Consider the following 24821-nt stretch of genomic DNA (forward strand, 5'->3'; position numbering starts at 1 on the left):
AGGGTTTAAGAAGCCCAGCGAAGCATTCTGGGAATGTTGCTTCAATCTGGATATCAGGATTCCAACCACCGTTGCACTTGGCTCTTGAAACCGCCCTTCCTATACTCTGGATCGGAACTCAATGAACGATGCCAATGTTACCCACAGGCCTGCAACGCCACCCCCAATCCGGCACCTACTATCTTCGTCGTCGTATCCCTACTGACGTTCTTGTTTGCTATCCCGGCAAAAAAGAAATCACGTTCTCGCTACGCACCAAAGACTACCGCACGGCTGTCGAGCGCCATCGCGCGGAAGAAGCCCGTCTGATCTCCGAATGGGAGGAAAAACGACAACGGCAGGCGGAGCGTTACGCGCGTACGCAACTCGCCGCCATCACCCACATCGACGCACTCACTCCCGAAGTCATTGACGCCATCTGCCTGCATGCAGAGTCGGCCAGCCTGGCTGGGGATGAAGCACGGCGCGAAAGCGGTCACTACACGCTGGACGAAGTCGAGGAATACCAGACCGGTTACACCGAGGCCAACCGCATTCTCAAAGGCGCAGTGGCCATTGGTGACTACGAGCTACTGCGTGGACCGCTGGAACAATTCCTGCGGCTGTACCGCTACCAGCTCAAAGCCACTGAGCCAGAGATGCGCCGGCTGGCACTGGCCTATGGCCGCATGGCCATCCGCACCAATGAAAAGCTGCTCAGCCGCTATGACGGCAAGGAGGTGCCGACACCGGTCATGTCGCAGCGGCTGGAAACCCCGATGCTGTCAGAAGTCACCCAAAGCTATCTGGCCTACTACCAGAAGCTGGACAAGGTGGCGATGCTGCGCAAGGTGACGGCGGTCATGCCGCTGCTGGTCGACACTCTGTACGATGGCTACGACTTGAATTTGTCTTTGAAAATGCGCTCGATATAGGGCATCACACCCATCACTGCGCCGGCGCCAGCCACTGCACCCAGTCCCAGCAGGGATGTGTTGGTAATCAGGTTGCGGGCGGTCATCCAGCCGTCGGCATCTTTCTTGATTTCTTCTTCCGACGGTGTGTCAGGTACAACCTCGTAGCCTTGCAGTTCCAGGCTTTTCACCCGGTCGTCCACCACCTTGAATAGTTGCCATGGCTCAAAGCGGAAGGCTTTGGATGCCTTGATGATGTTCTCCAGTGTGCAGGCACGTCCCAGTTCCAGCCGGGCCCAAGTGGATTGGGTCATGCCTGCTACGTTGGCAGCTACTTGTTGGCTGACTTCCCGCAGTTCGCGCTCCTCTGCAATCACGGCACCAACCACTGACGAGTAGGTAATTTTCTTCACGGGGACATGCTCCAGTCACTTGCTGGTGTGATTCTAAGTGGTTATGAATCATAAAACAATCAACAACCTGCTTGGCGGGTTAAAATGCAATGTGTAGCATGCGCTTGAAATGACATTGTCTTGGTATAAATCAATTTTGAAGAAGGATGGCGCAATGAAAAGTCTTGTCGATATGGCAATCAGTAAGGCACTGAAGGTGTGGATGCAAAGCCAGCTGGATACCTACCTGGCCATGGAGTCCGTCAGTCTGGATGCCAAGGCAGCCAGTTGCACAGTGTCTTTCATCCCGCATGGCGAGCAGGACGTGGTTGAGCTGACTATCGCTCCCTATACCTTGGTGAAGGGTGAGCAGGGCTACGTGGTGAAGGCTGAGGGTGTGCAGTGCTCCCGTGTATGGCTGGAGCGCTTGGCGGGGAATTATCTGCTGGGCAAGGAGTATCCGGTGCCGGCATTTGTTGCAAAGTTGATCTGACTACCAGCGTAAGTTTCCCGGGACGATAGCTATGAAGCTGATTCTTATCCTCTTGCTGCTCATTGTGGTTCTTGTGGTGGGCTTCAGTATCGCAGCAGCTGTTATTGCCTGGCTGGCTACTGAAGTGGCTTTGTATTGTGGCCTTCGTCGCCGGTTTTGCTGTGGTAGCTCTGACGACGGGTAATTTTGAAATGGGTGTGGTGGCGGGTGTTGTGGCGGCAGTTAGTACACTTTTCTTTTATAGTCCGAAGAGGAAACTAGATTGAGTTAACTCAATAGTGTAGGTGACCACCCCGCGCTGCGAGGTGGTACTTCTGGCGCATTTCTGCACATGGCGGACCTTAATAATCTAGCATGGCAGTATAGTCTGGGTGTCGTGGCTTCAGGTCGGTGCCGGTAGTGCGAGTACCTCTCCCAGTTTCGAGTGTATCTGCTGTGCAATTTTGACTATATCATTTTCAAAACTATTAATACCTTCATCTAATTTTTCGATGAGCATATTGCGGTGCATCTCTTTCTTGGCAAACATGAATAGAATGTTGATGCCTGGTACTAGGTGGAATAGTGTGTTTGCAATGTAGTCCTCCGCTTTCCAAGAAATATTACTTTGAGTCAGAAATGCGGCACCGCTGAATGTTTTATTATCATTTTTGCTAAAATTATTCGGACTAAACTGCATGCCTACTAAATGATAGATTTCTGCAGCATCTTTGAGTGCTTGTTCTACCCATAAGTTAATGTTAATTACTAATTTGCTGGAGTCATTCTGAACGAGTGCACCCACCTCGCTGAGAACAGCAGGGTAGGTACGAGTGAAGCCTGCTTCTTTATTATAGTAAGCGATTGCTTCGCGGCGCAGCGTTGCTGTGCCTTCGCGTGCACGTCGCAGAAGTTGAGTCGGGATCTTTTCAATCAGATTTTGTCGAAGATTCGATAGAATTGCTTCCAGCATTTCTTCTCGACCAAATGCCTCAGTCCGTTTTCCACTGCGTAACAGTTGGGAGTGACTACTCACTTCAATAATTCCGCTTTGGTGTGGAAATTGTGATGTAAGAATATTACGCAAAGAAACCTTCTCGTTTTCGGATGCGATATCAGCTTTGGTTAATACAAATAATATGCGGTTTCCATCAGCAATTAGAGGTGAAATGATTGAGTCAAGTTCGAAGTCTTCAATCCGTGCTCCTTTGGCACTCACGCAATAGATAATGGTGTGGATCCAATTGCTAATTTTGTTCGAGGAGTCACACTTTTGAGATTCTTTCTTGATCAAATCTTTCCACTTCTCAGCCTTATTTGCTTCCATGCCCCAGCTGTCATGAATCACCAGTTGTAGCTCGTCCAGTATTACCGGGGGGTAGGGATAAATTCCTTGGCTTGAGCTATCTGATTCGGGTGTTACAGGCCGGCCAGCAGCTACATCTGCAATTTTGGCCCCCCAGAGGTAGTTAAGAAGGGAGGATTTCCCGCTTCCAGATTTCCCTAAAATCAGTGCATTGACTTTAAGCATGCGTACCTCCACGACGCATTGCCTGCTTTACCATCTCAGCCATGATCTCTGTACTAAAATACTCCGAGAACTCCTTCATTCGACCGCCATTCAATTCGTCAGAGAGAATCTGTGCGCAGATCTCGGTGACAGCGTAGCCCATTGCACCCGTAAGAGCAGATGCCACTGTTGCATTCACTGTGCCTCCAACCCAGCTACCCACGCCAGGAATTAGCTTCACAAGATTACCGGCAAGCGTTCGTCCGAGCTGGGTCATAAGCATTCCAGTAGTGCTACCACCAGCGACCGCTTGAAGTCCTGACAGATTCCAGATCGAGGCTAGCCGCGCCAGCATAGCCATTTGGTTTCCTACAAGTAGGGGGGCATCGGAAAACGGAATCGGGCTTGCAGCCATAGTCGCAGCTGCTACCGAATGCTGAGCTACGATTTTGAGAGACTCGCTACGTTTCAGTTTGATCGCATGTTTGCTGGCAGAAATGAAACCAATTCGTAGTGCTTCAGACAAGTTGTCGTATGCCCACTGAATCAGTGGCTCCGTACTCAATCCGAGATCTGGATTTGTGGAAGACTCAAATATAGTCACACTAGGACAGCTGTTTTGGATTGTAGCTAACATTTTGGCACTGTCGTCTTCTGAAACCTGGTCTGCTTGAGTCATCACTACTGCAATTGGCACTTGCATGGAGGCAACGCAACGGATAGTTTCAAGATCTATGTCTAATACTCGGTGGTTAGCTTGGCTGATGCAGTACCACACCAAGTGCACTCGTGCCGATAGATCGGATTCCTGTCGATTAATGAAATCAACAACGCGTGCCTTGAAACGAGCTTGCTGCTCTTGGCCGGACTCATACCCTTCGCTGTCATAAATACGTACCAATTGATTCTCGTAGGCAAGTACGCCATCTGTAACCGGTTTTCCTGCGCCAACTGCTGCTAGTTCTTCATCGAAAACTAGATTAACTAGCGAACTCTTACCAGTACCGGTTGCTCCCATCACCAGGATGTTAGGTTTTTTTGTTTCGCGGCGAACCTTACTAAACTCTTCAGAAAAACGCTCGCCAAAATCGAAGTTGTCACGTGTGTTCATTCTAATATCCTTTGTAAATTTATCGTCTTAGTTAGGGCTGCTCAGTGATTCGGGTGAGGTTTTGGAGTATCTGTCATGAAGGCTTATTGTTATGGGTAATTAGTGTTGGTGGTGTTAGTGTTCATGAACTATTTCTGTTGGATAATTTTTTATTAGTTACGATTTTTAGAATAATAATTCATAAATTGTCTGTAAGCGATTGGTGCGGGTTGTGGTATTTTAATGGAATTATTAAGTAGGGATGCATTTTGCGTGAGTGTGGCCATATGTTTGAATATTTATTGGCTTTTTCGTTGTGAAGAGTGTTAATGATTTAATTCATGGAATGTTTTCAATAAATAGTTTTCTAAGTCTGATATTCATTGCGAAGATGAAATATATTGTTGACCTGTTGCGGTTACCTGGTTTATTACAATCTCTTTAAGAGCAAAAGGCTCTTTCACAATAATATTCTCACCTCCAGCCAACACCCACCTCAGCAATTGCCCGCTGGATGGCATTGTCACCGTAAGTAGTGAGCCAGCCTCCCCATTGTCCAGTGGTTCCAGCTTCTGGCTTTCGTGCAGCTTGCAGTCACGTACCAGGTCCTCCACATAGCCGCGAACAATCGCTTTCAGTGTGATGGTTTCGCCGTTGGCGAAATCAGCGCGACCGGCAGCGATGTGCTGCTGGAAGTCGAAATCAGGGTTACTGCGAACAGGTTCCGCCAGCAGTGAGGCACTTCGAATGCGATCGATGGCGTAGAGCCGTTCTTCCTGCTCATCATTTTTCAGGGCGAACAGGTAGATGCGCGGCCCGCGCTGCATGATGCCTTGTGGGTGCAGGGTAGGGGTGCTGCTTTTTTCCTGGCGATCGCGGTAGCTGACTTGTAGTGCGCGTTTTTCTTTCAGGGCACGCAACACCGTGCTGAATACTTGGGGATTAATCTCTGCAGGTTGCAGCCGCAGGGAGTCTGGCAGAATGCACAGTTTGCTTTCATCCAGCCTGATGCCGTGCTCATCCAGTTTTAGCCGATTGAGCAACTTGGCCAGTTCTGTGCTGCTGACAATACCTTCCAGTTCGCGTTTCAGGTGGACGATAAAGTAGTCCCACATGCTGTCATCAATCTCGTCGGCATCTTCGATGCGCAGGTAGCTTGGTTGTTCGCTGGTCTTATCCAGTTTGCGGACACGTCCTTGTTGGATCAGCAGTTGCAAATCGCGCTGTAGAGTACGGGTATGGCGAGTGCTGTCCTGGTCGATCTGGTCCAGCCTGCTGCGAATTTCCTGGATGGTGAGTCCGTGTGGATTGGCACTTTGGTCGCTGGGTAGCAGGCGCTCGATGCTGGCCAGTCGTTCCGCGCGTTCTTGTGATAGCGACATGTGTTGTTACCCAATTGCCTTGTTGGTTTTAAGCATAAAAAATTGTCGCGACATACCTTGTCGCTCAGGCTGAGCCCTGCATGTTTGCCGCCAGTTGCTCTGCTGCGGCATGGGTGAGGACCAGTGATACCGACAACAGCCCGCGAGTCATGCCTACAAATAACTTGGCGCGTTCGCTGCGGCTCAGCTCTGCAAAGTCAATTTCTGTCAGGATGACGGCGTTGGCAGATTGCCCTTTGAAGCGATAGACCGAGTCCAGCAACAGCAGGCCCTTGGTCCATTTGGCTTGGCCGTCTTCGGCAAATTGGCCGGTGTAGCGCTTGGTGCTGTAGCCGGCCAGCGTGTCTTGCCGTAGCAGCCGGGAATGGTGGATACCTTTGGTACTTAGTACGGCGATATTGGTGATGTCATGGCCTTGTGCGCATTGGGCTTGAATGGCGTCTTCGGTTTTCTGCAGCAAGTCCTCTTCGCTACCGTCGTACAGGTAAAACGCTGGTAACTCCCCACGCCAGGGGCTTTTTGATTTGATAGTGTCTTTGGCCAAGCCAAAGGCATTGATGGCGCGGCAGACCATCTGCGGGCTGCGAAAGTTATCCATGCAGCTAATTTCAACTGCATCGGCCAGCTGGTATGGCGGACGGCCATAGAGGCATTGGTCGGTGTCTTCCAGCAGATATAAGCGTCCCATTGGGCTCAGCAGGGTAGTCAGGCCATTCAGCCATTCGGGTTGCAGATCTTGTGCTTCGTCCAAAATGAGCAGGTCCAAATTACCCTGCTGCTTGGCCAGTTCTTGCAGGTAGTGCTGCTCGGCTTGCTGGAATGTGGCCGGGTCTTGAAAATCCGGTGCCGGGTGCTGCTTGCGGTAGGCTTCAATGCAGAGCGCGTGAAAGGTACTGCATTGCTCTGGAGCAATGCGTGACATCTGCTCGGCAAGTGGCCGGTTGAAGCAGACGTACCGTGCAGAGAGCCCCTTTTGTTTGGCCTCTTGCAACAGGGCAATGGCCAGCTGGGTTTTGCCGGATCCGGCCGTAGCCTGAATGCGGTAGCGGCGCGATGGCGCCTGTATGCGTGGCACCCAAGTGGCTAGGCCATCGGCCAGCCCCTTGATGGTCTGTTGCAGTTGGCCTTGCAGGCTGGCGATATCTGGCTGCAGATCCAGTTGGTTGCTCAGGAAGGCTCTGACCTGATCTGCGGTGCTGCTCGGCAGGCCCAAGGGCAGTAGCTGCGTGATACGAGCCGGCAGGTTGGGATAATCCTGGCTGTCGTAAATGCGCTCTCGTGGGATGCCGACAATACGGGAGGCAGTGAGGTGGAAATCCGGCAATACCAGGCAATTGCTTACTGAAGCGTTCAGTTCGGCCTTGGCTAGCAACTGGCGCATTGCACCGTATTGCACCTTGACCTGAGCGGCGACATCTCGCTGACGGGTTCCATAATCTTTCAGCAGTTTCTCTTCGCAAACGTTCAGCACACCGGCTTTGACTTCGACCAGCAGCAGGTCGCCGGCACGATTCATGATGATCAGGTCTATCTCGCCGTGACAGTCACGTTCTTCATACAGGCTATGCCATTCCACGTTATGGAAGATGGTATAGCCATCTGGCAGCGTCTTTTGCAGCAGTTCCAGTACATCCATTTCACGGCGATAGCCGATGGAATTTCGTGTATTGCCCGACAAGTCCGGAAGAAGCGTGGCCATGCGATGACATCATTTTTATGGTTACGGCATAACCATATCAGAAGCTAACAAAATTTACGTTAGTTAAATTGCATGAATTCTGATGCCTTGCGACAAGGTTTGTCGTAGGTCAATGTCATGCTGTGTCTGTCTTGATGAAGGGGTGGGCATATGTTCCGAGAGCAGAGACAGTCACGAGAGGGTGATCCGGGCTGGACAGCAATGGCCGTGTTGTTGTTTGTCGTATCCCTGTTTGTGCCAGGGCGCTTTGTCAGCAAGTGGTTTCAGGTGCTGGCCGCGGTCTTGCTCGCCATTACCTGCCCATTGCTAGGTGTTCCACTACTGCTTTACTTCGTCCTGTCGCGCTAAGGGGAGAGTTGCATGCCAGTTCCAATCGGCCCGCTCAAATTTGTCTGCCCGCGCTGCCACTGGCAGCGGACCATCCATATGACTTCTGACGTACTTATTCGGCCGGCTTGGGCCAAACAGTGTCCTCAGTGCGGTTTTGCCCCGCTAAAAGCCGAGGCGGGTAGACGACTGCCTGGCGTACTTGGTCATGTCGTTGAGCGTGTATTGCGTAAATTCGTGTAGTCCGGGGCTCGCATGAGTACACCACTAAACACCGGCATGACCTGTTGTCTAGCATCGGTTGAGCATGCCCAACTGGTAAGCGTATTTGCCAGCAAGCCACTTTCAGAAATCCCCTTGATTGACCTGCGTAATGCCTTGCGTATTTACAAAGTAAGCTTCGCCGACGGTATGAGCAGGGTGGATGATGAGATGCCTGCGCTGGCTCTCCTGGCTTTGCGTGAAATGCGGCGGCGGCTTTATTGCAGCTAGCCACTTTTTGAATGAAGTACATGATTTGAAAATGGTAGGCAAGACGAGATGCCTAATGCCCTTATGCTAAGTACTTAACCGACTGTCCACGGAGAGCGGGATAGACCATACCAAGGTTACTTTCATGGTGAAGAGGCTTGGGCGTGTGTTGAAGCAGGGGTTGCTTTTTCGGAGATAGTTCTTTGCGAAGACATGCAGAAGGTTCCGATGAACCTGCTGAGGTCTCAAGACATCATCGCGTGTTCTCCGCACTTTCCCCGCACTCAAGGTGATGAGCCGTTATGTTAGGTGTTCAATGATGGCATTTTCGCAATTATGTAGCAACTGTATAAAGACTAACTTAATCCAAATGGAAATCAACATGCTTAGGGTGCTTGTTTTTGGTTTTTGCCTAAAAGTGACGATTTTTTTGTTGGTATGCGCTATTTTTTGATAGTATCGGTATCGTGTTCAGCATCTTAAAAATAAATTAAGGATAAGGTCATGAGTAATGATTCGACTTTTCTTTCAAAAATCAAGGAAATTGTTTTGGATATTGAACCGCAGGATGTTCTGAATGATGCTAGAGATTATGGGTTGAATGTTCAGTCTATTCAAGACTTTGTCGATCAACCGCATAATTATGCTTATATCGAAAAGTTGATGGAAAAATATGCTGCTTTGGCTGCAAATTATTGCGCAGTAAGTGGTGCGACTAGCGGAATTGGAGGTCCTGTAACTACAGTAGCATTGGCTAGTGTGGATATTTCTAATATGGCAGCTCAGTTGTATAGGCTTAATCGGAAAATGGCAATTTTAAACGGATTTAATCTTCAAAATACAATTCATCAAGAGAAATCGCAGATTATTTATCTTAAGGCGCTTGGGTTTGATGGTGCAGCTCAGGCGGCCATTCGTACTCAGGTAGTCAAGGCGGTAGCTGAAAATACCGCAAAAAAAGGTCCGTCTGCTAACGTTGCCATTAAACTGATTATGGAAGTGGCAAAATTGTTAGGTGTGAAACTAACAAAAACTCAAACTGTAAAATTGATTCCTTTTGTCGGTGCTGCTTTAGGTGGTGGGTTGAATTATTTATTTGCAAAAAATGCAGCAAAAACAATGATTGCAGAGTATAAATCAGATTATTTTGATCGTTGGCAAGCGAGTGCGCGATAAGCTATAATGCGGTGACTCTTACGGCATGGTTTTTTAAAAATCATGCTTTTTTTATTACTTATGCGTGAATTTGGAAAATTTTTTGGCTAGGTATACGTCGATGGTCTTGATTCTCATGGTGGACCCTTTGTAAGTGATACACCTGCTATCTCACCGGGAAAGCTGGTCAGAGGTAGCGTCCATGCCATTAACAAAGCCATGTGAATCGGTAGTTTCTTTATATTCCTGTTTCTTTAAAGATGAAATGTGGTCGACCTTCGAGGCATGTTAATGCTGAGGCACGACAGAAAGCATATCGAGAATACAAGAAACTTGAAGGGATGCACGAAATCAAGCACTGGGTAAAAGACGCTCGCGATGATGAGCTGATACTCATATCCGACACTATTGATTTGTCTGAAGTAAGAGCATGTCGTTTCACGAGGCTTCCCAGCCTTGATCAGACTAGTGTCTGGAGGTGTGTTCACATTGTAATTGTGCGTTGGATCAGAAGCGTGAATTTACAAGAGACGAAATGCAAGGTCAGTATGGCGGTAAGGGAAATGGCAGTTTTGTAGCCTTGAGTGGGGGCTCTGGGCAGTTGGGCTGGGGCATGAGCCTCTCTATTGCCAAAACGAGCGGGTGTAGAAATGCTTAGACTAACTTTCTCAGAGTTTCTATATCGACTACAATACTAAAATACTTCTACACAAAAGCGATTGTTTAAATGTGTAGACTTGCTAAAATGCGCCAGAAAAATAGGGGTTTTTGCGAAAAAATCTAGAACTCCCCTTTGCCAAGTATCTACATTAAAACCCTGATTATTCAGGGCTTTTTATTGCCTGTGATTTTCGGTATGCCATTGTAACGTTGCGGCCGTTTTGGCACTCATTTGCACTTTTATTGTCACCGCCAATTTGCAGGGTTTTGGCACTATTTGCGCTTTTTTTGGCACCGGTGCGCAAAATCTAACGCTTCCTTACTGCTACCTTTTCCTGTGATGGGGGAGGGCAAGTCCTGACTCTCTGTGTTCGTCCAGTACCTTTAAATGAGATCACCCTGTGTGAAGGCAGGGTGTCGTGACGGCAATTCGGTCTTGGCGGTCCTTCCTGCATCAGGCGGAAGATGGCTCCAATAGCCTGAAGGTTTGGAGAACACAACAGGCATGTGCGGCTTTGCCTTAGGCAGCGCTTTCTTCCGGATTTAACGCCCAGCTGGGGAAGGGATCAGCCAGGCCGCAACAGCCTTGCTCGCCGCTAGCCAGTTCTGCATCGGTCATCAGGCAGGCATCAAACCCGGCAATCAGTGCGGCTTGGTCCATCTTCATGCCGATCAGCACCAGTTCTTGCTGGCGGTCGCCCCAGGGTGCTTCCCAACGCGCCTCGATCATTGCCACACTTTCCGGGTCGTCCGGCCAGTCCTCCCTGGCGACTGCTGCCCACCACAGGCCGGCACAGGCATGGCGTGAGATGGCACCCGCCTGAGACCAACTGCCGGCAAAGTCCGGCCGGTTGGCCAACCAGAAATAGCCTTTCGAACGTATCACCCCTGGCCATTGGCAGGCAAACCTGTCCCACAGGCGCTGCGGGTGAAAGGGCCGACGGGCACGGTAGACGAAACTGCTGATGCCGTATTCCTCGCTCTCCGGTACATGCTCGCCGCGCAACTCGCTCAGCCATCCGGCGGCTTCCGCTGCCTTGTCGAAGTCGAAGCGGCCGGTATTGAGCACGCGATTGAGGGGGACTGTACCAAACGCACTGTGCACGATGTCGGCGTGCGGATTGAGCGAGCGCAGAATGCTGTCGAGGCGGTCCAGCTCTTGCGGGCTGACCAGGTCGGTTTTGTTCAGCACGATCACGTCACAAAATTCCACTTGCTCAACCAGCAAGTCCACCACAGCGCGATCATCTGCTTCGCCCAGGCTTTCACCACGGTCTGTCAGTTGGTCACGGCAACTGTAATCGCGCAAAAAATTGTGGGCATCGACCACCGTCACCATGGTGTCCAACTGGGCAATGTCCGACAGGCTTGCCCCGTCGTCATCGCGGAAGGTGAAGGTTTCTGCCACGGGCAACGGTTCGGCAATGCCTGTTGATTCGATCAAGAGGTAGTCAAAACGGCCAGTGCGTGCCAGTCGGTCAATTTCAATCAGCAGGTCTTCGCGCAAGGTGCAGCAAATGCAGCCATTGCTCATCTCGACCAGTTTTTCTTCGGCACGTGACAAGGCGGCACCACCCTCGCGCACCAGGCGGGCGTCGATATTGACTTCCGACATGTCGTTGACGATGACGGCAACCCGCTTGCCTTCACGGTTGTTGAGGATGTGATTGAGCAGGGTGGTTTTGCCTGCGCCAAGAAAGCCGGACAGCACGGTGACAGGGAGTTTTTGCATGGTTGTTCCTTGGGAGTTCAAATTGGGTGGCGGGCTACCAAATGGCGTCCAGCGCCAGTAGTACACGGCATGGCTCCAGCGGGTCCGGGGCGGGGGAGCGATGAATCGCGCCACGGCCATCATTGCCCTGTCATTGCGTTCCCTTGAGCAGGAGCAGGGCAAAGGGCGGAGCCTGCCGGATGGCCGCCGGGTTGCGGATCAGTCCGGAGGTTTCGTCCGGCATGCCCTGGGCCAGGCGGCCTAGCTTGCTGCGGTCGGCGGCGTCTTCGCTTAGCCATTCAGTACCCTGGCCGTAGTAGGTGCACAGCATGCGCACGCCCGTCCGGTCGACATGAAAGCGCGGGCACATGGCGCGGTCGAGCACTTCAAGACGCATGCCAACCTGCGGACAGCCAATCAACTCGGCATAGATATCAAGCAGATAAGCCATGTCCTGCAGTAGGGCGTCACGTCCGGGCAGGGCGGCTAGGCCCGAAATATCCAGCGCCTGGCCCGGGGTGGCCACCAGTCGGAAGCCCAGCCCGAGCACACCCTGCTCGCGTGCAGCGGCAAAGTAGCGGGTGATGGGCTCTATCGGGCTGCGCGGATACAGGCAAAGCTGTATGTCCTCGTCGAAAATGCGCACCAGGTCGGTCAGTCGGCTTGCTTCGTACAGTGAGCTTGTAGGTGGTGTCGCGCAAGGCGCTGGGTTGAGGGCGACAGTCATCGTGGGTGTCCTTGTCATCACGCTGCCCGCCACCGCCCGCGGCGTTGATGTTCTGTCAGGCGGGGAGGCGGGCGTAAAAATAGTTTGCACAATGTTATATCATTACATAAAATCGCCAAAGCGTTATAACATAACACCGGAAAGTGAGAATAACCATGAATCGCATCACCCGCCTTGCTTCACTCCTGGCCCTGGCCTGCGCACCGCTGCTTGCCCAGGCAGCCACTCAGCCGATCAACATCGTGGCTGGTGAAAATTTTTATGGCGATGTTGCCCAGCAAGTGGGCGGCAAGCATGTGCACGTCACCAGCATCCTGAGCAATCCGGATCAGGACCCGCACCTGTTCGAAGCCAGTGCCTCTACTGCCAAGGCCCTGAGTGCCGCCCGGCTGGTGGTGTATAACGGCATCGATTACGACCCGTGGATGGCCAAGCTGCTGTCCGCTGCCAAAGCTGCCGGCCGCAAGGAAATCGTTGCCGGTCAATTGATGCAGAAAAAAACCGGTGATAACCCGCACCTGTGGTACGACCCGGCCACCATGCCGCTGGTAGCCAAAGCGATTGCGCTGGAGCTGGAGGCTGCGGACCCTTCCAACAAGGCCGAGTACCAACAGAACCTGAAGCGCTTTCTGGATTCGCTGCAGGCAATCAACAGCAAGGTAAAGTCGATTCATGACAAATACGCAGGTACGCCGGTAACCGCCACCGAGCCTGTCTTCGGTTATATGGCCAGCGCGCTTGGCTTCAAGATGCGTAATGAGAAATTCCAGCTGGCCGTCATGAACAACACCGAGCCTAGTGCCAGTGACGTTGCCGCCTTCGAAAACGACCTGAAAACCCACAAGGTAAAAGTGCTGTTCTACAACAGCCAGGCTTCGGACCAGTCGGCCAAGCGTGTGCAGAAGATTGCCAAGGAAGCCAAGGTTCCCGTGGTGGGCGTTACCGAGACCGCACCGACCGGCAAGCATTATCAGGACTGGATGCTCGGCCAGCTGAACGCGCTGAATCAGGCTTTGTCGTCCGGCAAGTGATGCACGCTCTTTCCTTGCAACAGGTGACCGTCTCTTTCGCTGGAAGAGCGGTCTTGTCGGACGTGAGTCTGGATATTGGCCAAGGGCTGTTCATTGGCATGCTCGGCCCCAACGGGGCGGGCAAGACCACGCTGATGCGCACGGTACTCGGCCTGATACGGCCCGCTGGCGGCAGCATCCGCGTACTGGGCGAGCCAGCCTCGCGCGGCAATGCTGCGGTAGGGTATATCCCGCAGCTGCGCAGTCTGGCCGGCAATATGCGGCTGCGTGGCTGGGACTTTGTCGCCAGTGCCTGCAATGGCCATCGCTGGGGGCTGCCCATCCTGAGCCGCGCCGCGCGCCAGGAAGTGTACTGGGCGCTCGACATGGTGGGGGCCACCGAGCTGGCACGGCGCCCGCTCATGGAAACGTCGGGGGGCGAGCGGCAGCGGCTGTTGCTGGCGCAAGCCTTGCTGGGCCGGCCACGTCTGCTGTTGCTGGATGAGCCCCTGATCAGTCTGGACCCGCACCACCAGCATGGGGTGGTGACGCTGGTGAAACAGGTACAGCAAGAGCTGGGCATTACCGTGATCTTCAGCGCGCATGAGCTCAATCCGCTGCTTGGTGCCATCGACCAGGTCTTGTATCTGGGGCGGGGTCAGGCGGCGCTGGGCAAGGTGGACGAGGTCATTACCAAGCCGGTGTTATCGCGGCTGTATGGGTCCAATATTGATGTGATACGCATGAAAAACCGCATTTTCGTGATGGCCGGTGATGTTGAAGTGGAAAAAGAGGAGCACTGCCACCATGCTTGAATTCGACTTCATGCAGAACGCCTTCATCGCCGGTGGCCTGGTGTCCGTGCTGGCCGGGGTAGTGGGGTTCTTTCTGGTCATGCGCGGGCAGACCTTTGCCGGCCATGCCTTGTCACACGTCGGCTTTGCCGGTGCAACCGGCGCAGCGCTGCTTGGCCTGTCGCCCATGTGGGGGCTGATCTGGGTTACCTTGCTTGGCGGTGTATCCATGGGGGCCCTGGGTGAGCGCCTGCAGGGCAGTGATATTGTGATTGGCACCATCCTGTCACTGGCCCTGGGCCTGGGCATGCTGTTTCTACATTTCTTTACTGCCTATGCCACACAAGCCACTGCCTTGCTGTTTGGCAACGTCCTCGGGGTGAATACCGACACGCTATGGACATTGGCATGGCTGGGCATGGCTTGCCTGCTGTTGCTGGCCATCATGGCCCGCCCGCTGGTCTTTGCCAGTCTGCAACCCGAGCTGGCCGAGGCCAAGGGCGTTTCCCTGCGGCAGGTGTCCATGCTGTTTCTGGCCATTGTGGCCTTGACCACGGCGGAATGTATCCAGATTGTTGGCGTCTTGCTGGTATTCACGCTGATGGTGGGGCCTGCGGCAACCGCGCAAAAGCTGACTTCACACCTGGGAACCGGGGTGCTGCTGGCAGCGCTGCTGGCACTGGCCGAAGCATGGCTGGGCATTACCCTGGCTTTCTATACGGATTGGCCTACCAGCTTCTGGATTACCGCGCTCAGTAGCAGTGCTTATCTGGCGGTGACCGTGCTGCGCATGCAGCGCAACCGCCGCCCCCTGGCATCCGCCGTCTGAGCCCAGCGGATTTTGTCGCGGGGCTGGCTCTTGAGCCCCGGACAGCCGCCGGGCAGCCGTATGAAGCCGCCGCCGGTCAGGACTTGCCTGACCGGCGGCGGCGCCCTGGTTTTTCCTTCCCTGTGTTTGATAACAGCCAATATGCAGTTTCCTTGCCCCTGAAGGTGTGCCGGCGATGGCTGCTGAACCAAGTCTGGTGGCCAGCTGATGGCATGCTTGCCGGATACGGAATTTCAGTGCGGATCCAGCGTGCCCAGGCAGGCTAGCAATGCCAAAGCAAGCAGACACAGGGCAATTTGCATGTTAACGGCGCGGATGAAGCAGGGAGTGGCGCTGTGCTTGTCGCGCATGCGCGGAACAAGATAGTAGCGGTTGAACACGGCCAGCAGCACCATGCCGAACACGGCCAGCAGTTTTAAGCCCAGCAGGATGGTATACGCGGAAAAACCATCGGCCAGCAAACCGCCGTTGATCAGATAGAAATTGCCCATGCCGGTGAGGATGACGACTGCAACAAGCACATGACCCGCCGTGGAAAAGCGGATCAGCGCCTGCATGGCAGGCTGCCGCCATGGCCCGGTTTGCCGCATCAGTTGCAATACCAGCGGCAGGGCACCCAGCCAAGCTGCCGCAGCGAGTAAATGCAGCAGGTCGTTGAGTTGATGGACAACGCCGAGCCAGCCGTCATGCATTGCCGCGTGACCAGTGAGCGTCAGGCTGGCCAATAATGCGGCGGCAAGGAGTGCCGTCACTGGCGCAGCACCAGCCCTTTGTCCGGCATGGCCGGACAGCACCAGCAGCAAGGCAGCTGCCAACTGCCAGCACCAGGCCCGACCGATAGTGGATTCACCGGCCAGCATGGCCAGGCTGCTGATCTGCCAGCTGTCTGCCCAGCTGTCGGCAAGGATGGCGTTGTGCAAGGGTAGTGCACACAAGGTGGCGAGCAGGATGAGCCAGCGAATCCCGCCAAGCCTTGGCTGAAAGGCATGCCAGAGCCGGCTGCCCAGCCCGCCTGGCGCCAGACTGAGCAGAAACAGGGCCGTGCCGAACAGGTACATGGCGGCACCGTCTGTCAGCCAGCGGCACAGCCATAACAAGTAATCAGCCGAGTTCACTTGCCTACGCTGAAGCGATACGTGCCGGTGGTCTTGTGGCCATCCACGGACAAGGCATGCCATTCCACCTGGTAGCTTCCTGCCGGCAATGGCTGGGCCGGTTTCACCACCAGTGTCTTGCCGCCATTGCTCAGCGTGGCTTCACCCAGAGCGATGTCCTGTTGGGTGGCGTTAATCAGCTTGATGCCGCTGAATTTCACATCCAGTGCTTCGGAAAATGTCAGGTTCAGGCTGGCAGGGCTGCTGACTACGCTGTTGGCGGCCGGCTCGGCTGCTTTCAGATGGGCATGGGCCCAGGCGGCCGTGCTGGTGAACAGGCTGGCGGTGATGATCAGCAGGGCAAAACGGATAAAACGCAGCATGGGAACTCCTGTTGGTGTGGAAAAGATAGATTATAAAAAAACGGTCCGGGCCAGCACAGGCGGCACGCCCAAGTGCTGCACAGGGCATTTCATCCTGTATTCAGGGCCGGCTGGCACGCAGCTGCCCGGCCTGGTGCCGTTTTATTTTGCGCGCAGATTGCATGATCTGGCGTAGCATTGAAACCCTATGTCCTGAAATATTGATTGGAGGAATGATGGACCGTCGTGAAGCCATTGGCGCAGTTGGTGCCTTTACGCTAGCAGCATTGAGCACGGTGGGCCGGGCGGAGAGCATGCCCGGGACGAGCGCACCTGTCAGCAAGACGGCTGCGCTGGCAGAGGCAGCAAGCCACTGTGTGCTGAATGGCCAGCACTGTCTGGCCCATTGCCTGTTTTTGCTGGGCAATGGTGATGATTCGATGGCTGATTGTTCCAAGGCCGTCAACCAGATGCTGGCGTGCTGTACCGCCTTGCAAAGCCTGGCAGCACAGGATTCGGCCTTGTTGCCAGCAATGGCCAAGGTGGCGCTGGAAGCCTGTACCGTATGTGAAAAAGCCTGCAAACAGCACAGCATGCACGCGCCGTGCCGCGCCTGCATGGAGTCCTGCGCTGCCTGCATCAAGCAGTGCCGCGCGTTTGCAGCCTGAGCCTGCAGGCCACGGCCCTCAGGCGGGCAGTGCCTGCCGACCATGGTAAAACAGTGCAAAGCCGTCATCGGCGGTGATGCTGGAGAGGGGTGTGTCGTATAGCTGACTGAGCAAGGCCGGGGTCATTACTTCTGCCGTTGCCCCAGCCGCCAGCACGCGCCCCTGTTGCAGCAGCCAGCAATGCTGGCTGTAACGCAGTGCGGCATTCAGGTCGTGCAGCACCATGATGGTGAGCATATTGCGCTGGCGGGTTTGCTGCTCAATCAGCGCCAGTACTTGCTGCTGGTGTTGCAGGTCCAGCGCGCTGATGGGTTCGTCCAGCAGCAGGACGGATGGTTCACGCATCAGGGCTTGTGCCAGAAACACCATCTGGCGCTGCCCGCCACTCAGTTGGCATAGCGGCTGTTGTGCCACAGCGGACAAGCCCAGCTGCGCCAGTTGCTGCCGCGCTTGCTGCTGCAGCTGTTCCGGCACGCGCCAGCCCAGGCTTTGCACCTTGCCCAGCAGCACCACTTCCACTGCGCTCAGGCGGCTTTGGCTACCACAGTCCTGCGGCAGCCAGGCTACCTTGGCGGGCAGGGTGCCGTGACGGTGTTGCCAGTCGGGTTGATGGGCATGCCGGATGCTGCCGCTATAGGCCAGTTGCCCGGCCAGGGTGCGCAGCAGGGTGGATTTGCCGCAGCCGTTGGGCCCCAGCAGGCAGGTGATGCTGCCTTGCGGCCCGCTGCCAAGGTTCAGCCCGTGCAGCACGGTTTGTCCGGCCAGGCGTACTGACAGCTGTTCGAGTTGCAGCATCTTATTGCCCGCCTTTGCTGCGCAAGATCAGCAGCAGGAAGAAGGGCAGGCCGATCAGCGCCGTGACAATGCCGATGGGAATGAGCCCGCCGGGCGACAGCCATTTGCCCAGCACCGAAGCCAGCGACAGCAACAAGGCACCCGACAGCGCCGCGCCGGGAATCAACAGCCGGTGGTCCTCCCCCAGCAGCATGCGCGCCATATGCGGGGCAATCAGCCCGACAAAACCGATGGTGCCGACAAAGGCCACGGCCACGCCGGTGAGCAAGGACACCAGGGCCAGTGCGCGCCAGCGCAGACGGGCCACGGCAATGCCCAGGCTGGCGGCGCGTTCATCCGACAGACTCAGTGCGGTAAAGCGCCAGGCGTCGCGCGCCAGCACGCCACAGGCCAGCAGCAGGGTAAGCCACATCAGTCCCACCGCATGCCAGCCGCTTTTGTACAGGCTGCCAAACAGCCAGAATACGATCTGTGCCAGGGCGTCCGGTGCGGCCAGGTATTGCAGCAAGGACAACAGAGCCTGAAACAGGAATAGCAGCGCAATACCGGCCAGTACATAGGATTCGGCATTACCACCACGGTGACGGCCGATCAGCAATACCGCACTGCCGGCGACAAAGGCAAAGCCCAGCGCGCACAGCGGCAGGCCCCAGGCTTCGGCCAGCCCCAGGCTGCTGCCCGCCACTATGAATAGGGCCGCGCCAAAACCGGCCCCGGCGGAAATGCCCAGCGTATAGCTGCTGGCCAGCGGATTGTGCAGCACGGTCTGCATGATCAGACCGGACACGCCCAGCGCCGCACCCACCGCCAGCGCCATCAGCGCCACCGGCAGGCGGATTTGCCACACGATGACACCATCCCCCCCTTCCCCCTGCAGCAGGCTGTGCAGCACCTGGGCAATGCTCAGCTGTGCCGGGCCGCTGGCAATGTCCAGCAGCAAACTGCCGGTCAGCAGCAGCGCTGCCAGCAGCAGCAAGCCGCTGCGGCCAAGCCGGGACTGCCAGCGGCCAGCCAGCGCGAGAGTCAGTGTGCTCATGGCTTGAGAGACAGCAACCAGCTGCCGCTATAGGCAACCGGCAGATAGCGCTGGTGGTACTGGCGCAATTCGGCCAGCGGGTCTACATCGGCAAACTGGGCCGGGTACAGCTGCTTGGCGATAAAGGCCATGGCGGTGTAGTCGTTCAGGCTGCGGCACAGGCCATGTTCGATGGCATAAACATGCTGTTGGCGTACGGCGGGCAAGCTGCTCCAGCCGGGGCGGCCCAGATAAGCCTGCAGGCTGGCGCGGGCGTCCGCAGCGTTATGGTTGTATCCGAGTTTGACTGCCTTGGGGCGGTTTACCCAGGACGAGCCGGCAATGAAGATGTAGTCCGGCTGGGCGGACAGCACCGCTTCCGGGTTCAGCGGCCCCCAGTTGGCGGCAATGCGGCCATTGGCCAGATTGTCTGCGCCCAGGGTGTCCAGCAGCTTGCCCCACATGGTGTCGCGGTAGGTATTGCCCACCGTGTCTGCGCCGTCGCGGCCCAGCTCTACATATACCTTTGGCTTGCTGCTGGCCTTGGCCAGTGCCACGCGGCGCAGGATGTCACGGTATTTGCGCTGGTATTGCTGCGCCAGTTCCTCTGCACGGATATTGCTGCCCATCACCGCACCAATGGCGCGGGTGCTGGCCAGATGCCGCTCCAGCGTCTGGGCGTTGTAGTCGATCACCACAATGGGAATGCCCGCCTGGGTGATTTGCTGTACCGCCGTGCCCAGCACCTTGAAGCTGCCCTCGGGCAGGATCAGCACGTCCGGCTTCAGCGCAATCACCTTTTCCGCGCTAAAGGTGTTGTCCTCGCTATAGCCTACGTCCGGCATGGTTTTGAGTGACGGAATCACCTGCTGATAAAGCGCCCAGTTGGCCGGGCGCCAGCCAGCCCAGGGGTTTTTGCTGATGCCTACCACCCGCTTCCAGCCCTCGGTACCGGCGATGGCGGTGAAATCCTCGAAATTGAAACCCAGTACTACCCGTTTGGCGGGTACATCCACCACCACCTTGCGATTGAGCGCATCACTGATGGTGAGCGGTTTGGCAAAGGCGGGCAGGGCCAGCAGGCTGGACAGGCACAGGGCAAGGATGGCGGTGCGACGGCTGGTCATCATTCTTTGGTCATGGAGTGACAAGGCCCTCATTTTAAGGAAAGGGCGGGATGGGTGGCTGCGGCAAATTGTCGCAGCATGGTGCGGCAATATGTCACAGCGCTTTGTCTTGGCAAGCTTGTAAGCTCGCAAGATTGACAGGCCAGGCCGCCGAACTGCGTTCGGCAAGCATGCCTGGGCCTGGTTGGCATAACAGGGCTGGCAATCACCAGTTTGACCGGCCCGGCTGATTATCCGTTGCTCACTTGGGAAACAACATGCATTACCAGACCAAACCTGCCGTCGTGGCCGTCACCCTTGCCCTGTCCGCCCTTGGTCAGCTGGCCCACGCTGCCGACAGCACTGAAGTACAGCAAATGCCGGAGGTGGTGGTCCACGGCACCCGGCCGGACAGCTTGGCCAATGGAAGCACCCTCAATCAGGCACAGCTGGCTGGCCAGGCAGCGCGCAGCAGCGACAGCGCCCAGCTGCTGCAAGACATCCCCGGCCTGAACCTGCATGCCGCCGGTGGTTTTTCCAGCCTGCCGGTACTGCGCGGCCTGGCTGATGACCGCCTGCTGGTGAAGACCGATGGCGCCAGCCTGATTGCCTCCTGTCCCAATCACATGAACTCGCCGCTGTCGTATATGGATGCCAGCAAGGTGGACAGCGTGCAGGTGTATAACGGCGCAGCCCCGGTTAGTGCTGGTGGCGACAATATTGGCGGGGTGATTGTGGCCAAGTCGGCTGCGCCGCAGTTTGCCGAGTCGGGCCAGATCTTGCAGGCCGGTGAAGTAGGGGCCTTCTACCGTAGCAATGGCGATGCCCGTGGTGCCAATGCCAGTGCCACCCTGGCTAATGATCATGTCAGCATCAACTACACCGGCTCCACCGCCCGCAGCAACAACTACGACGCTGCTGCCAACTTCAAGAGTGCCGGTGCAGCAGCTTCTGGTCGCGCCTGGATGGATGGTGACACCGTGGGCTCCACCGCCTACAAGACCGAAAATCACGAACTGGGCGTGGCCTGGCGTGACAGCTACCAGTTGCTGGAAGCCAGGGTGGGTGTGCAGCGAACCCCGTATGAGGGCTTTGCCAACCAGCGTATGGACATGACCGACAACAGCAGCAACCAGCTGAACCTGCACTACAACGGCCAGTTTGCCTGGGGTGAGCTGGATGCCCGCCTGTACAGCCAGTATGTGCGTCATCACATGGACTTCGGCAATGACAAGCAGCTGGATTACATGGGCGACATCGGCATGCCGATGGACACCGCCAGCCACACTCAGGGAGGCAGCCTGACGCTGGATCTACCATTGAATGCCAGCAACAAGCTGAAGCTGGGTACCGAATTCCAGCGCTATCAGTTGAATGACTGGTGGCCGCCAGTAGCGGGTGACACCATGATGATGGGGCCGGAAACCTTCTGGAACATCAAGAACGGCAAGCGCGACAAACTGGACCTGTTTGCCGAATGGCAGGCGGACTGGACCCCGCAATGGCGCAGCATCATCGGTACCCGCCTGAGCCAGGTGAAAACCAATGCCGACAATGTATCCGGCTACAGCAGCATGTACGACAGCGACGCTGCTGCCTTCAATGCCCAGAGCCATGCCAGTACCGACAACAATATCGACTTCTCGGCGCTGACCCGCTACACCCCGTCAGTCAGCCAGCAGTATGAACTGGCCTTTGCCCGCAAGACGCGCTCGCCCAATCTGTACGAACGCTACACCTGGGCCACCGACAGCATGACCTCCATCATGAATAACTTTGCCGGTGATGGTAACGGTTATGTGGGTAACCCCAACCTCAAGCCGGAAGTGGCCAATACCCTGAGCAGCAGTGTTGACTGGCATGCTGCTGATGGCGAGGCGTGGCAGTTCAAGCTGAGCCCGTACTATAGCTATGTGCAAAACTACATTGATGCCAAGCGTTACGATGCCAGCAGTACCGCCACCACCGGCTATGTGGTGCTGCAATACGTCAACCAGAACGCCCAGCTATACGGCGTGGATGTCAGCGGCAAACTGCAGCTAGCCAAAAACACGGCCTATGGCAGCTTTGATGCCACCGCCCAGCTTAGCTACACCCGTGGCGAAAACCTGACTACCGGCGATAATCTGTACAACATCATGCCGCTCAACGCCAAGCTGGCGCTGGTGAACAAGCTGGGGCAGTGGACCAGCACCGCCGAATGGCAGGCTGTCCGCGCCAAGACTGAGGTTTCTGCCGTGCGTAATGAGGCCAAAACCCCTGGCTACAGCCTGTTCAACCTGCGCACCCGCTATGAAACCAAGCAATTCAGCGTGGATGTGGGCATCGACAATGTGTTCAACCGCTTCTACACGCTGCCGCTGGGCGGGGCCTATACCGGCCAGGGTGCGACGATGGGTATCAACAGCATTGCCTGGGGTGTTGGTGTGCCGGGGCCAGCCCGTTCGCTGTATACCGCCTTCAACTACAAGTTCTGAGTATGTTGTGTGCATCTCATGTTGAGCCTGTCTGTATGATTGGCTCAATATGAGTGGTTTTTAGCTGCGACAATATGCCACATTTTATTTGTCGCCTGGTTTGTTTATAGTGGATTCCGGAATACAAGCACTCCAAGGCTTGCTAACCCAATGTTTTAACTGCACTGACCATGCAGAATAAATGCCCGCCCTGACCAGGTGGGCATTTTCATTTCATTATTATTTCAGCGCTTGCCATTCTGCGGCAATATGTCACATTTTCATCTTCCCGCAATGGATATATCATTTTGTTACCTCAAACAAACTTCAAACACTTTGTTGAGTGCCGCCTCCCCCCGAGGCGGCTTTTTTATTTCTACGCTATGTTTTTTGATTGCGACAATATGTCGCACTTGAAAAACCACTTGAAAATAAAGGATATTGAGGGCTTGCGACATTTGGTCGCATTCTGGCAATTCCAGTTATATGGCATGGTGTCGCTGTTTTTTATTGCAGGTGCATGAGGCCATGAAAGACAAAAAAAATTATCGCCGGGATATTGTCCTGGTATTGCTGGTGAAGTTGATTCTGCTGGCCCTGTTGTGGTCGGCATTTTTCCGTGAACGGCCGGCGGTGGTGCCGGCCAAGGCCGCCACGCACTGGTTGCAACACGAGGAGCTAGCACCATGAATGAAGCACTGGTAGATATATCGCGGCTGCAGTTTGCTGTAACTGCCCTGTATCACTTTCTGTTTGTACCGTTAACTTTGGGCATGGTGTGGATTCTGGTTATCATGGAATCCGCCTATGTGATTACCAGACAGGAAATCTACCGCGACATGACCCGTTTCTGGGGCAAGTTGTTCGGTATCAATTTCGCGCTGGGGGTGACCACCGGCATCACCATGGAATTCCAGTTTGGTACCAACTGGGCCTATTACTCGCATTATGTCGGGGATATTTTCGGCACCCCGCTGGCGATTGAAGGCTTGATGGCCTTCTTCCTGGAATCCACCTTTATCGGCCTGTTTTTCTTTGGCTGGGACCGGTTGTCGCGCGGCAAGCATTTGCTGGTGACCATCCTGATGGCCATCGGCTCCAATCTGTCCGCCTTGTGGATCCTGATTGCCAATGGCTGGATGCAGGACCCGGTGGGCGCGCATTTCAATTACCAGACCATGCGCATGGAAATGAGCTCGATGTGGGACATCGTGTTCAACCCGGTGGCCCAGGCCAAGTTTGTCCACACCGTCAGCGCCGGTTATGTGACGGCCGCCTGCTTTGTGCTGGGTATTTCCAGCTGGTACATCCTGAAGGGGCGTGACCTGGCGTTTGCCCGCCGCAGCTTCCGCATTGCTGCGGCCTTCGGTTTTGCTTCGGCCTTGTCGGTGATTGTGCTGGGGGATGAGTCCGGCTATACCGTGGCGGAATCGCAGCAAACCAAGATTGCCGCCATCGAAGGCATCTGGAATACCGAGCCGGCACCGGCTGCGCTGACCCTGTTTGCCATTCCGGACCAGGCTAATCGCACCAATCACTACGAAATCCGCCTTCCTTATGTGATGGGCCTGATTGGCACCCGCTCCACCAGCAAGGAAATCCCTGGCATCAATCAGATTGTGGCACGCAACAAGCAGCGCATTCTGAATGGTCAGCAAGCGGTCATTGCACTGGAAGCCCTGCGCAAGGCACCGCAGGATGCGGCTTTGCGTGCCGCCTTCGAAAACAAACAGGGCGACCTGGGCTTTGGCCTGCTGCTGAAAAAGTATGTGGCGGATGTGCGTACTGCCAGCCCGGCCATCATCGACCAGGCGGCCTGGAGCACCATTCCCGATGTGGCGCCGATGTTCTGGAGCTTCCGCCTGATGGCCGGTCTGGGCTTCAGCTTCCTGCTGCTGTTTGCCTGCGCCTTCTGGTTCTCGCTGCGCAACCGCTTTGCCGGCAAAACCTGGCTGCTCAAGTGGGCGCTGCTGTGGATTCCGCTGCCGTGGATTGCCGCCGAGCTGGGCTGGGTAGTGGCCGAATACGGTCGCCAGCCGTGGACGGTATACGGCCTGCTGCCGACCCACCTGTCCACCTCCTCGCTGACCGCGGGCAGTGTGGTGGCCTCGCTGACCGGCTTTGTGCTGTTCTACACCGGCCTGCTGATTGCCGAAATGTTCCTGATGGTGAAGTACGCCAAGCTGGGCCCGGCCAGCCTGGG

Annotated in this window: 22 protein-coding genes and 1 pseudogene; 11 read left to right on the top strand and 12 right to left on the bottom strand. The window is 55.4% G+C overall.

The window, feature by feature from the left end; all coding sequences use genetic code 11:
- Positions 1–134 precede the first annotated feature (134 nt).
- A complete protein-coding gene (locus DFR38_RS20195; protein WP_110313857.1) occupies positions 135–914 on the top strand; it encodes a DUF6538 domain-containing protein in 780 nt (259 codons plus the stop codon).
- Here DFR38_RS20195 and DFR38_RS20200 read toward each other — a convergent pair.
- On the bottom strand, positions 875–1306 hold the full coding sequence (locus DFR38_RS20200; protein ID WP_110313858.1) for a helix-turn-helix domain-containing protein: 432 nt from the start codon (positions 1304–1306) through the stop codon (positions 875–877). The two genes, DFR38_RS20195 and DFR38_RS20200, sit on opposite strands and share 40 nt — an antisense overlap.
- A 154-nt stretch (positions 1307–1460) precedes the next feature.
- Here DFR38_RS20200 and DFR38_RS20205 point away from each other — a divergent pair, with 154 nt between their 5' ends.
- Positions 1461–1778 carry a hypothetical protein gene (locus DFR38_RS20205; protein WP_146216029.1) on the top strand — a complete coding sequence of 106 codons (318 nt, stop codon included), beginning with the start codon at positions 1461–1463 and terminating at the stop codon, positions 1776–1778.
- 382 nt (positions 1779–2160) lie between these two features.
- Here DFR38_RS20205 and DFR38_RS20210 read toward each other — a convergent pair whose 3' ends face one another.
- The 4 genes from DFR38_RS20210 to DFR38_RS20225 form a co-directional block, all read right to left on the bottom strand.
- Complete coding sequence (locus DFR38_RS20210) at positions 2161–3288, bottom strand: GTPase family protein (protein ID WP_059285495.1); 1128 nt, start codon at positions 3286–3288, stop codon at positions 2161–2163.
- On the bottom strand, positions 3281–4378 hold the full coding sequence (locus DFR38_RS20215) for a YcjF family protein (RefSeq protein WP_059285496.1): 1098 nt from the start codon (positions 4376–4378) through the stop codon (positions 3281–3283). The genes DFR38_RS20210 and DFR38_RS20215 overlap by 8 nt, the downstream gene beginning before the upstream one ends.
- Positions 4379–4737: 359 nt before the next feature.
- Positions 4738–5739, bottom strand: a complete 1002-nt coding sequence (locus DFR38_RS20220) for a helix-turn-helix transcriptional regulator (protein WP_059285497.1) — start codon at positions 5737–5739, stop codon at positions 4738–4740.
- A gap of 64 nt (positions 5740–5803) precedes the next feature.
- Positions 5804–7438, bottom strand: a complete 1635-nt coding sequence (locus tag DFR38_RS20225) for an NERD domain-containing protein (RefSeq protein WP_059287266.1) — start codon at positions 7436–7438, stop codon at positions 5804–5806.
- Between the two features lie 582 nt (positions 7439–8020).
- Here DFR38_RS20225 and DFR38_RS21150 point away from each other — a divergent pair.
- Both DFR38_RS21150 and DFR38_RS20235 read left to right on the top strand, forming a co-directional pair.
- On the top strand, positions 8021–8257 hold the full coding sequence (locus tag DFR38_RS21150) for a hypothetical protein (RefSeq protein ID WP_146216030.1): 237 nt from the start codon (positions 8021–8023) through the stop codon (positions 8255–8257).
- 483 nt (positions 8258–8740) lie between these two features.
- Positions 8741–9412 carry an EcsC family protein gene (locus tag DFR38_RS20235; RefSeq protein ID WP_082693699.1) on the top strand — a complete coding sequence of 224 codons (672 nt, stop codon included), beginning with the start codon at positions 8741–8743 and terminating at the stop codon, positions 9410–9412.
- A 1159-nt stretch (positions 9413–10571) separates the two neighbouring features.
- On the opposite strand, the gene zigA is transcribed toward DFR38_RS20235, so the two are convergent.
- Positions 10572–11783 carry a zinc metallochaperone GTPase ZigA gene (gene zigA / locus DFR38_RS20240; protein WP_059287268.1) on the bottom strand — a complete coding sequence of 404 codons (1212 nt, stop codon included), beginning with the start codon at positions 11781–11783 and terminating at the stop codon, positions 10572–10574.
- A 34-nt stretch (positions 11784–11817) separates the two neighbouring features.
- Positions 11818–12507: pseudogene (locus tag DFR38_RS20250) on the bottom strand (DUF1826 domain-containing protein).
- 137 nt (positions 12508–12644) lie between these two features.
- On the opposite strand from DFR38_RS20250, the gene DFR38_RS20255 reads away from it, so the two are divergent.
- The 3 genes from DFR38_RS20255 to DFR38_RS20265 all read left to right on the top strand — a co-directional run bounded on the left by DFR38_RS20255 (position 12645) and on the right by DFR38_RS20265 (position 15122).
- Positions 12645–13520: a metal ABC transporter solute-binding protein gene (locus tag DFR38_RS20255; protein WP_059285578.1), complete on the top strand. Its 876-nt coding sequence runs from the start codon at positions 12645–12647 to the stop codon at positions 13518–13520.
- 62 nt (positions 13521–13582) lie between these two features.
- Positions 13583–14314, top strand: coding sequence for a metal ABC transporter ATP-binding protein (locus DFR38_RS20260; protein WP_239688608.1), 732 nt, complete (start codon positions 13583–13585; stop codon positions 14312–14314).
- Positions 14307–15122 (top strand): metal ABC transporter permease, encoded by an 816-nt coding sequence (locus DFR38_RS20265; RefSeq protein ID WP_059285576.1) that lies wholly within the window; start codon positions 14307–14309, stop codon positions 15120–15122. The genes DFR38_RS20260 and DFR38_RS20265 overlap by 8 nt, the downstream gene beginning before the upstream one ends.
- 233 nt (positions 15123–15355) lie before the next feature.
- Here DFR38_RS20265 and copD read toward each other — a convergent pair whose 3' ends face one another.
- Complete coding sequence (gene copD / locus DFR38_RS20270; RefSeq protein ID WP_059285597.1) at positions 15356–16237, bottom strand: copper homeostasis membrane protein CopD; 882 nt, start codon at positions 16235–16237, stop codon at positions 15356–15358.
- Positions 16234–16599 (bottom strand): copper homeostasis periplasmic binding protein CopC, encoded by a 366-nt coding sequence (gene copC / locus DFR38_RS20275; RefSeq protein WP_059285596.1) that lies wholly within the window; start codon positions 16597–16599, stop codon positions 16234–16236. The genes copD and copC overlap by 4 nt, the downstream gene beginning before the upstream one ends.
- 212 nt (positions 16600–16811) lie before the next feature.
- Here copC and DFR38_RS20280 point away from each other — a divergent pair, with 212 nt between their 5' ends.
- Positions 16812–17246, top strand: a complete 435-nt coding sequence (locus tag DFR38_RS20280) for a four-helix bundle copper-binding protein (protein WP_420865215.1) — start codon at positions 16812–16814, stop codon at positions 17244–17246.
- An 18-nt stretch (positions 17247–17264) separates the two neighbouring features.
- Here the strand turns inward: DFR38_RS20280 and DFR38_RS20285 are convergent, their stop codons facing one another.
- Genes DFR38_RS20285 through DFR38_RS20295 form a run of 3 tightly spaced genes read right to left on the bottom strand, consistent with a single transcriptional unit; the run spans position 17265 to position 20186 of the window.
- Positions 17265–18041, bottom strand: coding sequence for an ABC transporter ATP-binding protein (locus tag DFR38_RS20285; protein WP_110313861.1), 777 nt, complete (start codon positions 18039–18041; stop codon positions 17265–17267).
- 1 nt (position 18042) lies between these two features.
- Positions 18043–19077, bottom strand: a complete 1035-nt coding sequence (locus DFR38_RS20290; RefSeq protein WP_059285594.1) for a FecCD family ABC transporter permease — start codon at positions 19075–19077, stop codon at positions 18043–18045.
- A complete protein-coding gene (locus tag DFR38_RS20295) occupies positions 19074–20186 on the bottom strand; it encodes an ABC transporter substrate-binding protein (RefSeq protein WP_110313862.1) in 1113 nt (370 codons plus the stop codon). Before DFR38_RS20295 ends, DFR38_RS20290 begins: the two co-directional genes overlap by 4 nt.
- A gap of 254 nt (positions 20187–20440) precedes the next feature.
- Between DFR38_RS20295 and DFR38_RS20300 the strand changes: the two genes are divergently transcribed.
- The 3 genes from DFR38_RS20300 to DFR38_RS20310 all read left to right on the top strand — a co-directional run.
- Positions 20441–22639: a TonB-dependent receptor gene (locus DFR38_RS20300; RefSeq protein WP_059285593.1), complete on the top strand. Its 2199-nt coding sequence runs from the start codon at positions 20441–20443 to the stop codon at positions 22637–22639.
- Between the two features lie 507 nt (positions 22640–23146).
- On the top strand, positions 23147–23308 hold the full coding sequence (gene cydP, locus DFR38_RS21330) for a cytochrome oxidase putative small subunit CydP (protein WP_158527781.1): 162 nt from the start codon (positions 23147–23149) through the stop codon (positions 23306–23308).
- Positions 23305–24821, top strand: a 1517-nt coding sequence (locus DFR38_RS20310) for a cytochrome ubiquinol oxidase subunit I (RefSeq protein WP_110313863.1), incomplete at its 3' end; no start/stop codon positions are given. The genes cydP and DFR38_RS20310, both read left to right, overlap by 4 nt.

Source organism: Aquitalea magnusonii, assembly GCF_003202035.1.
In the GTDB taxonomy this organism is placed as follows: Bacteria; Pseudomonadota; Gammaproteobacteria; order Burkholderiales; family Chromobacteriaceae; genus Aquitalea; species Aquitalea magnusonii.

Bases quoted from the DNA above. Each gene is read 5' to 3' on its own strand.
- DFR38_RS20195 (WP_110313857.1), top strand. From the start codon at position 135: ATGTTACCCACAGGCCTGCAACGCCACCCCCAATCCGGCACCTACTAT.
- DFR38_RS20205 (WP_146216029.1), top strand. From the start codon at position 1,461: ATGAAAAGTCTTGTCGATATGGCAATCAGTAAGGCACTGAAGGTGTGG.
- DFR38_RS20210 (WP_059285495.1), bottom strand. From the start codon at position 3,288: ATGCTTAAAGTCAATGCACTGATTTTAGGGAAATCTGGAAGCGGGAAA.
- DFR38_RS20215 (WP_059285496.1), bottom strand. From the start codon at position 4,378: ATGAACACACGTGACAACTTCGATTTTGGCGAGCGTTTTTCTGAAGAG.
- DFR38_RS20220 (WP_059285497.1), bottom strand. From the start codon at position 5,739: ATGTCGCTATCACAAGAACGCGCGGAACGACTGGCCAGCATCGAGCGC.
- DFR38_RS20225 (WP_059287266.1), bottom strand. From the start codon at position 7,438: ATGGCCACGCTTCTTCCGGACTTGTCGGGCAATACACGAAATTCCATC.
- DFR38_RS21150 (WP_146216030.1), top strand. From the start codon at position 8,021: ATGAGTACACCACTAAACACCGGCATGACCTGTTGTCTAGCATCGGTT.
- DFR38_RS20235 (WP_082693699.1), top strand. From the start codon at position 8,741: ATGAGTAATGATTCGACTTTTCTTTCAAAAATCAAGGAAATTGTTTTG.
- zigA (WP_059287268.1), bottom strand. From the start codon at position 11,783: ATGCAAAAACTCCCTGTCACCGTGCTGTCCGGCTTTCTTGGCGCAGGC.
- DFR38_RS20255 (WP_059285578.1), top strand. From the start codon at position 12,645: ATGAATCGCATCACCCGCCTTGCTTCACTCCTGGCCCTGGCCTGCGCA.
- DFR38_RS20265 (WP_059285576.1), top strand. From the start codon at position 14,307: ATGCTTGAATTCGACTTCATGCAGAACGCCTTCATCGCCGGTGGCCTG.
- copC (WP_059285596.1), bottom strand. From the start codon at position 16,599: ATGCTGCGTTTTATCCGTTTTGCCCTGCTGATCATCACCGCCAGCCTG.
- DFR38_RS20280 (WP_420865215.1), top strand. From the start codon at position 16,812: ATGATGGACCGTCGTGAAGCCATTGGCGCAGTTGGTGCCTTTACGCTA.
- DFR38_RS20285 (WP_110313861.1), bottom strand. From the start codon at position 18,041: ATGCTGCAACTCGAACAGCTGTCAGTACGCCTGGCCGGACAAACCGTG.
- DFR38_RS20290 (WP_059285594.1), bottom strand. From the start codon at position 19,077: ATGAGCACACTGACTCTCGCGCTGGCTGGCCGCTGGCAGTCCCGGCTT.
- DFR38_RS20295 (WP_110313862.1), bottom strand. From the start codon at position 20,186: ATGATGACCAGCCGTCGCACCGCCATCCTTGCCCTGTGCCTGTCCAGC.
- DFR38_RS20300 (WP_059285593.1), top strand. From the start codon at position 20,441: ATGCATTACCAGACCAAACCTGCCGTCGTGGCCGTCACCCTTGCCCTG.
- cydP (WP_158527781.1), top strand. From the start codon at position 23,147: ATGAAAGACAAAAAAAATTATCGCCGGGATATTGTCCTGGTATTGCTG.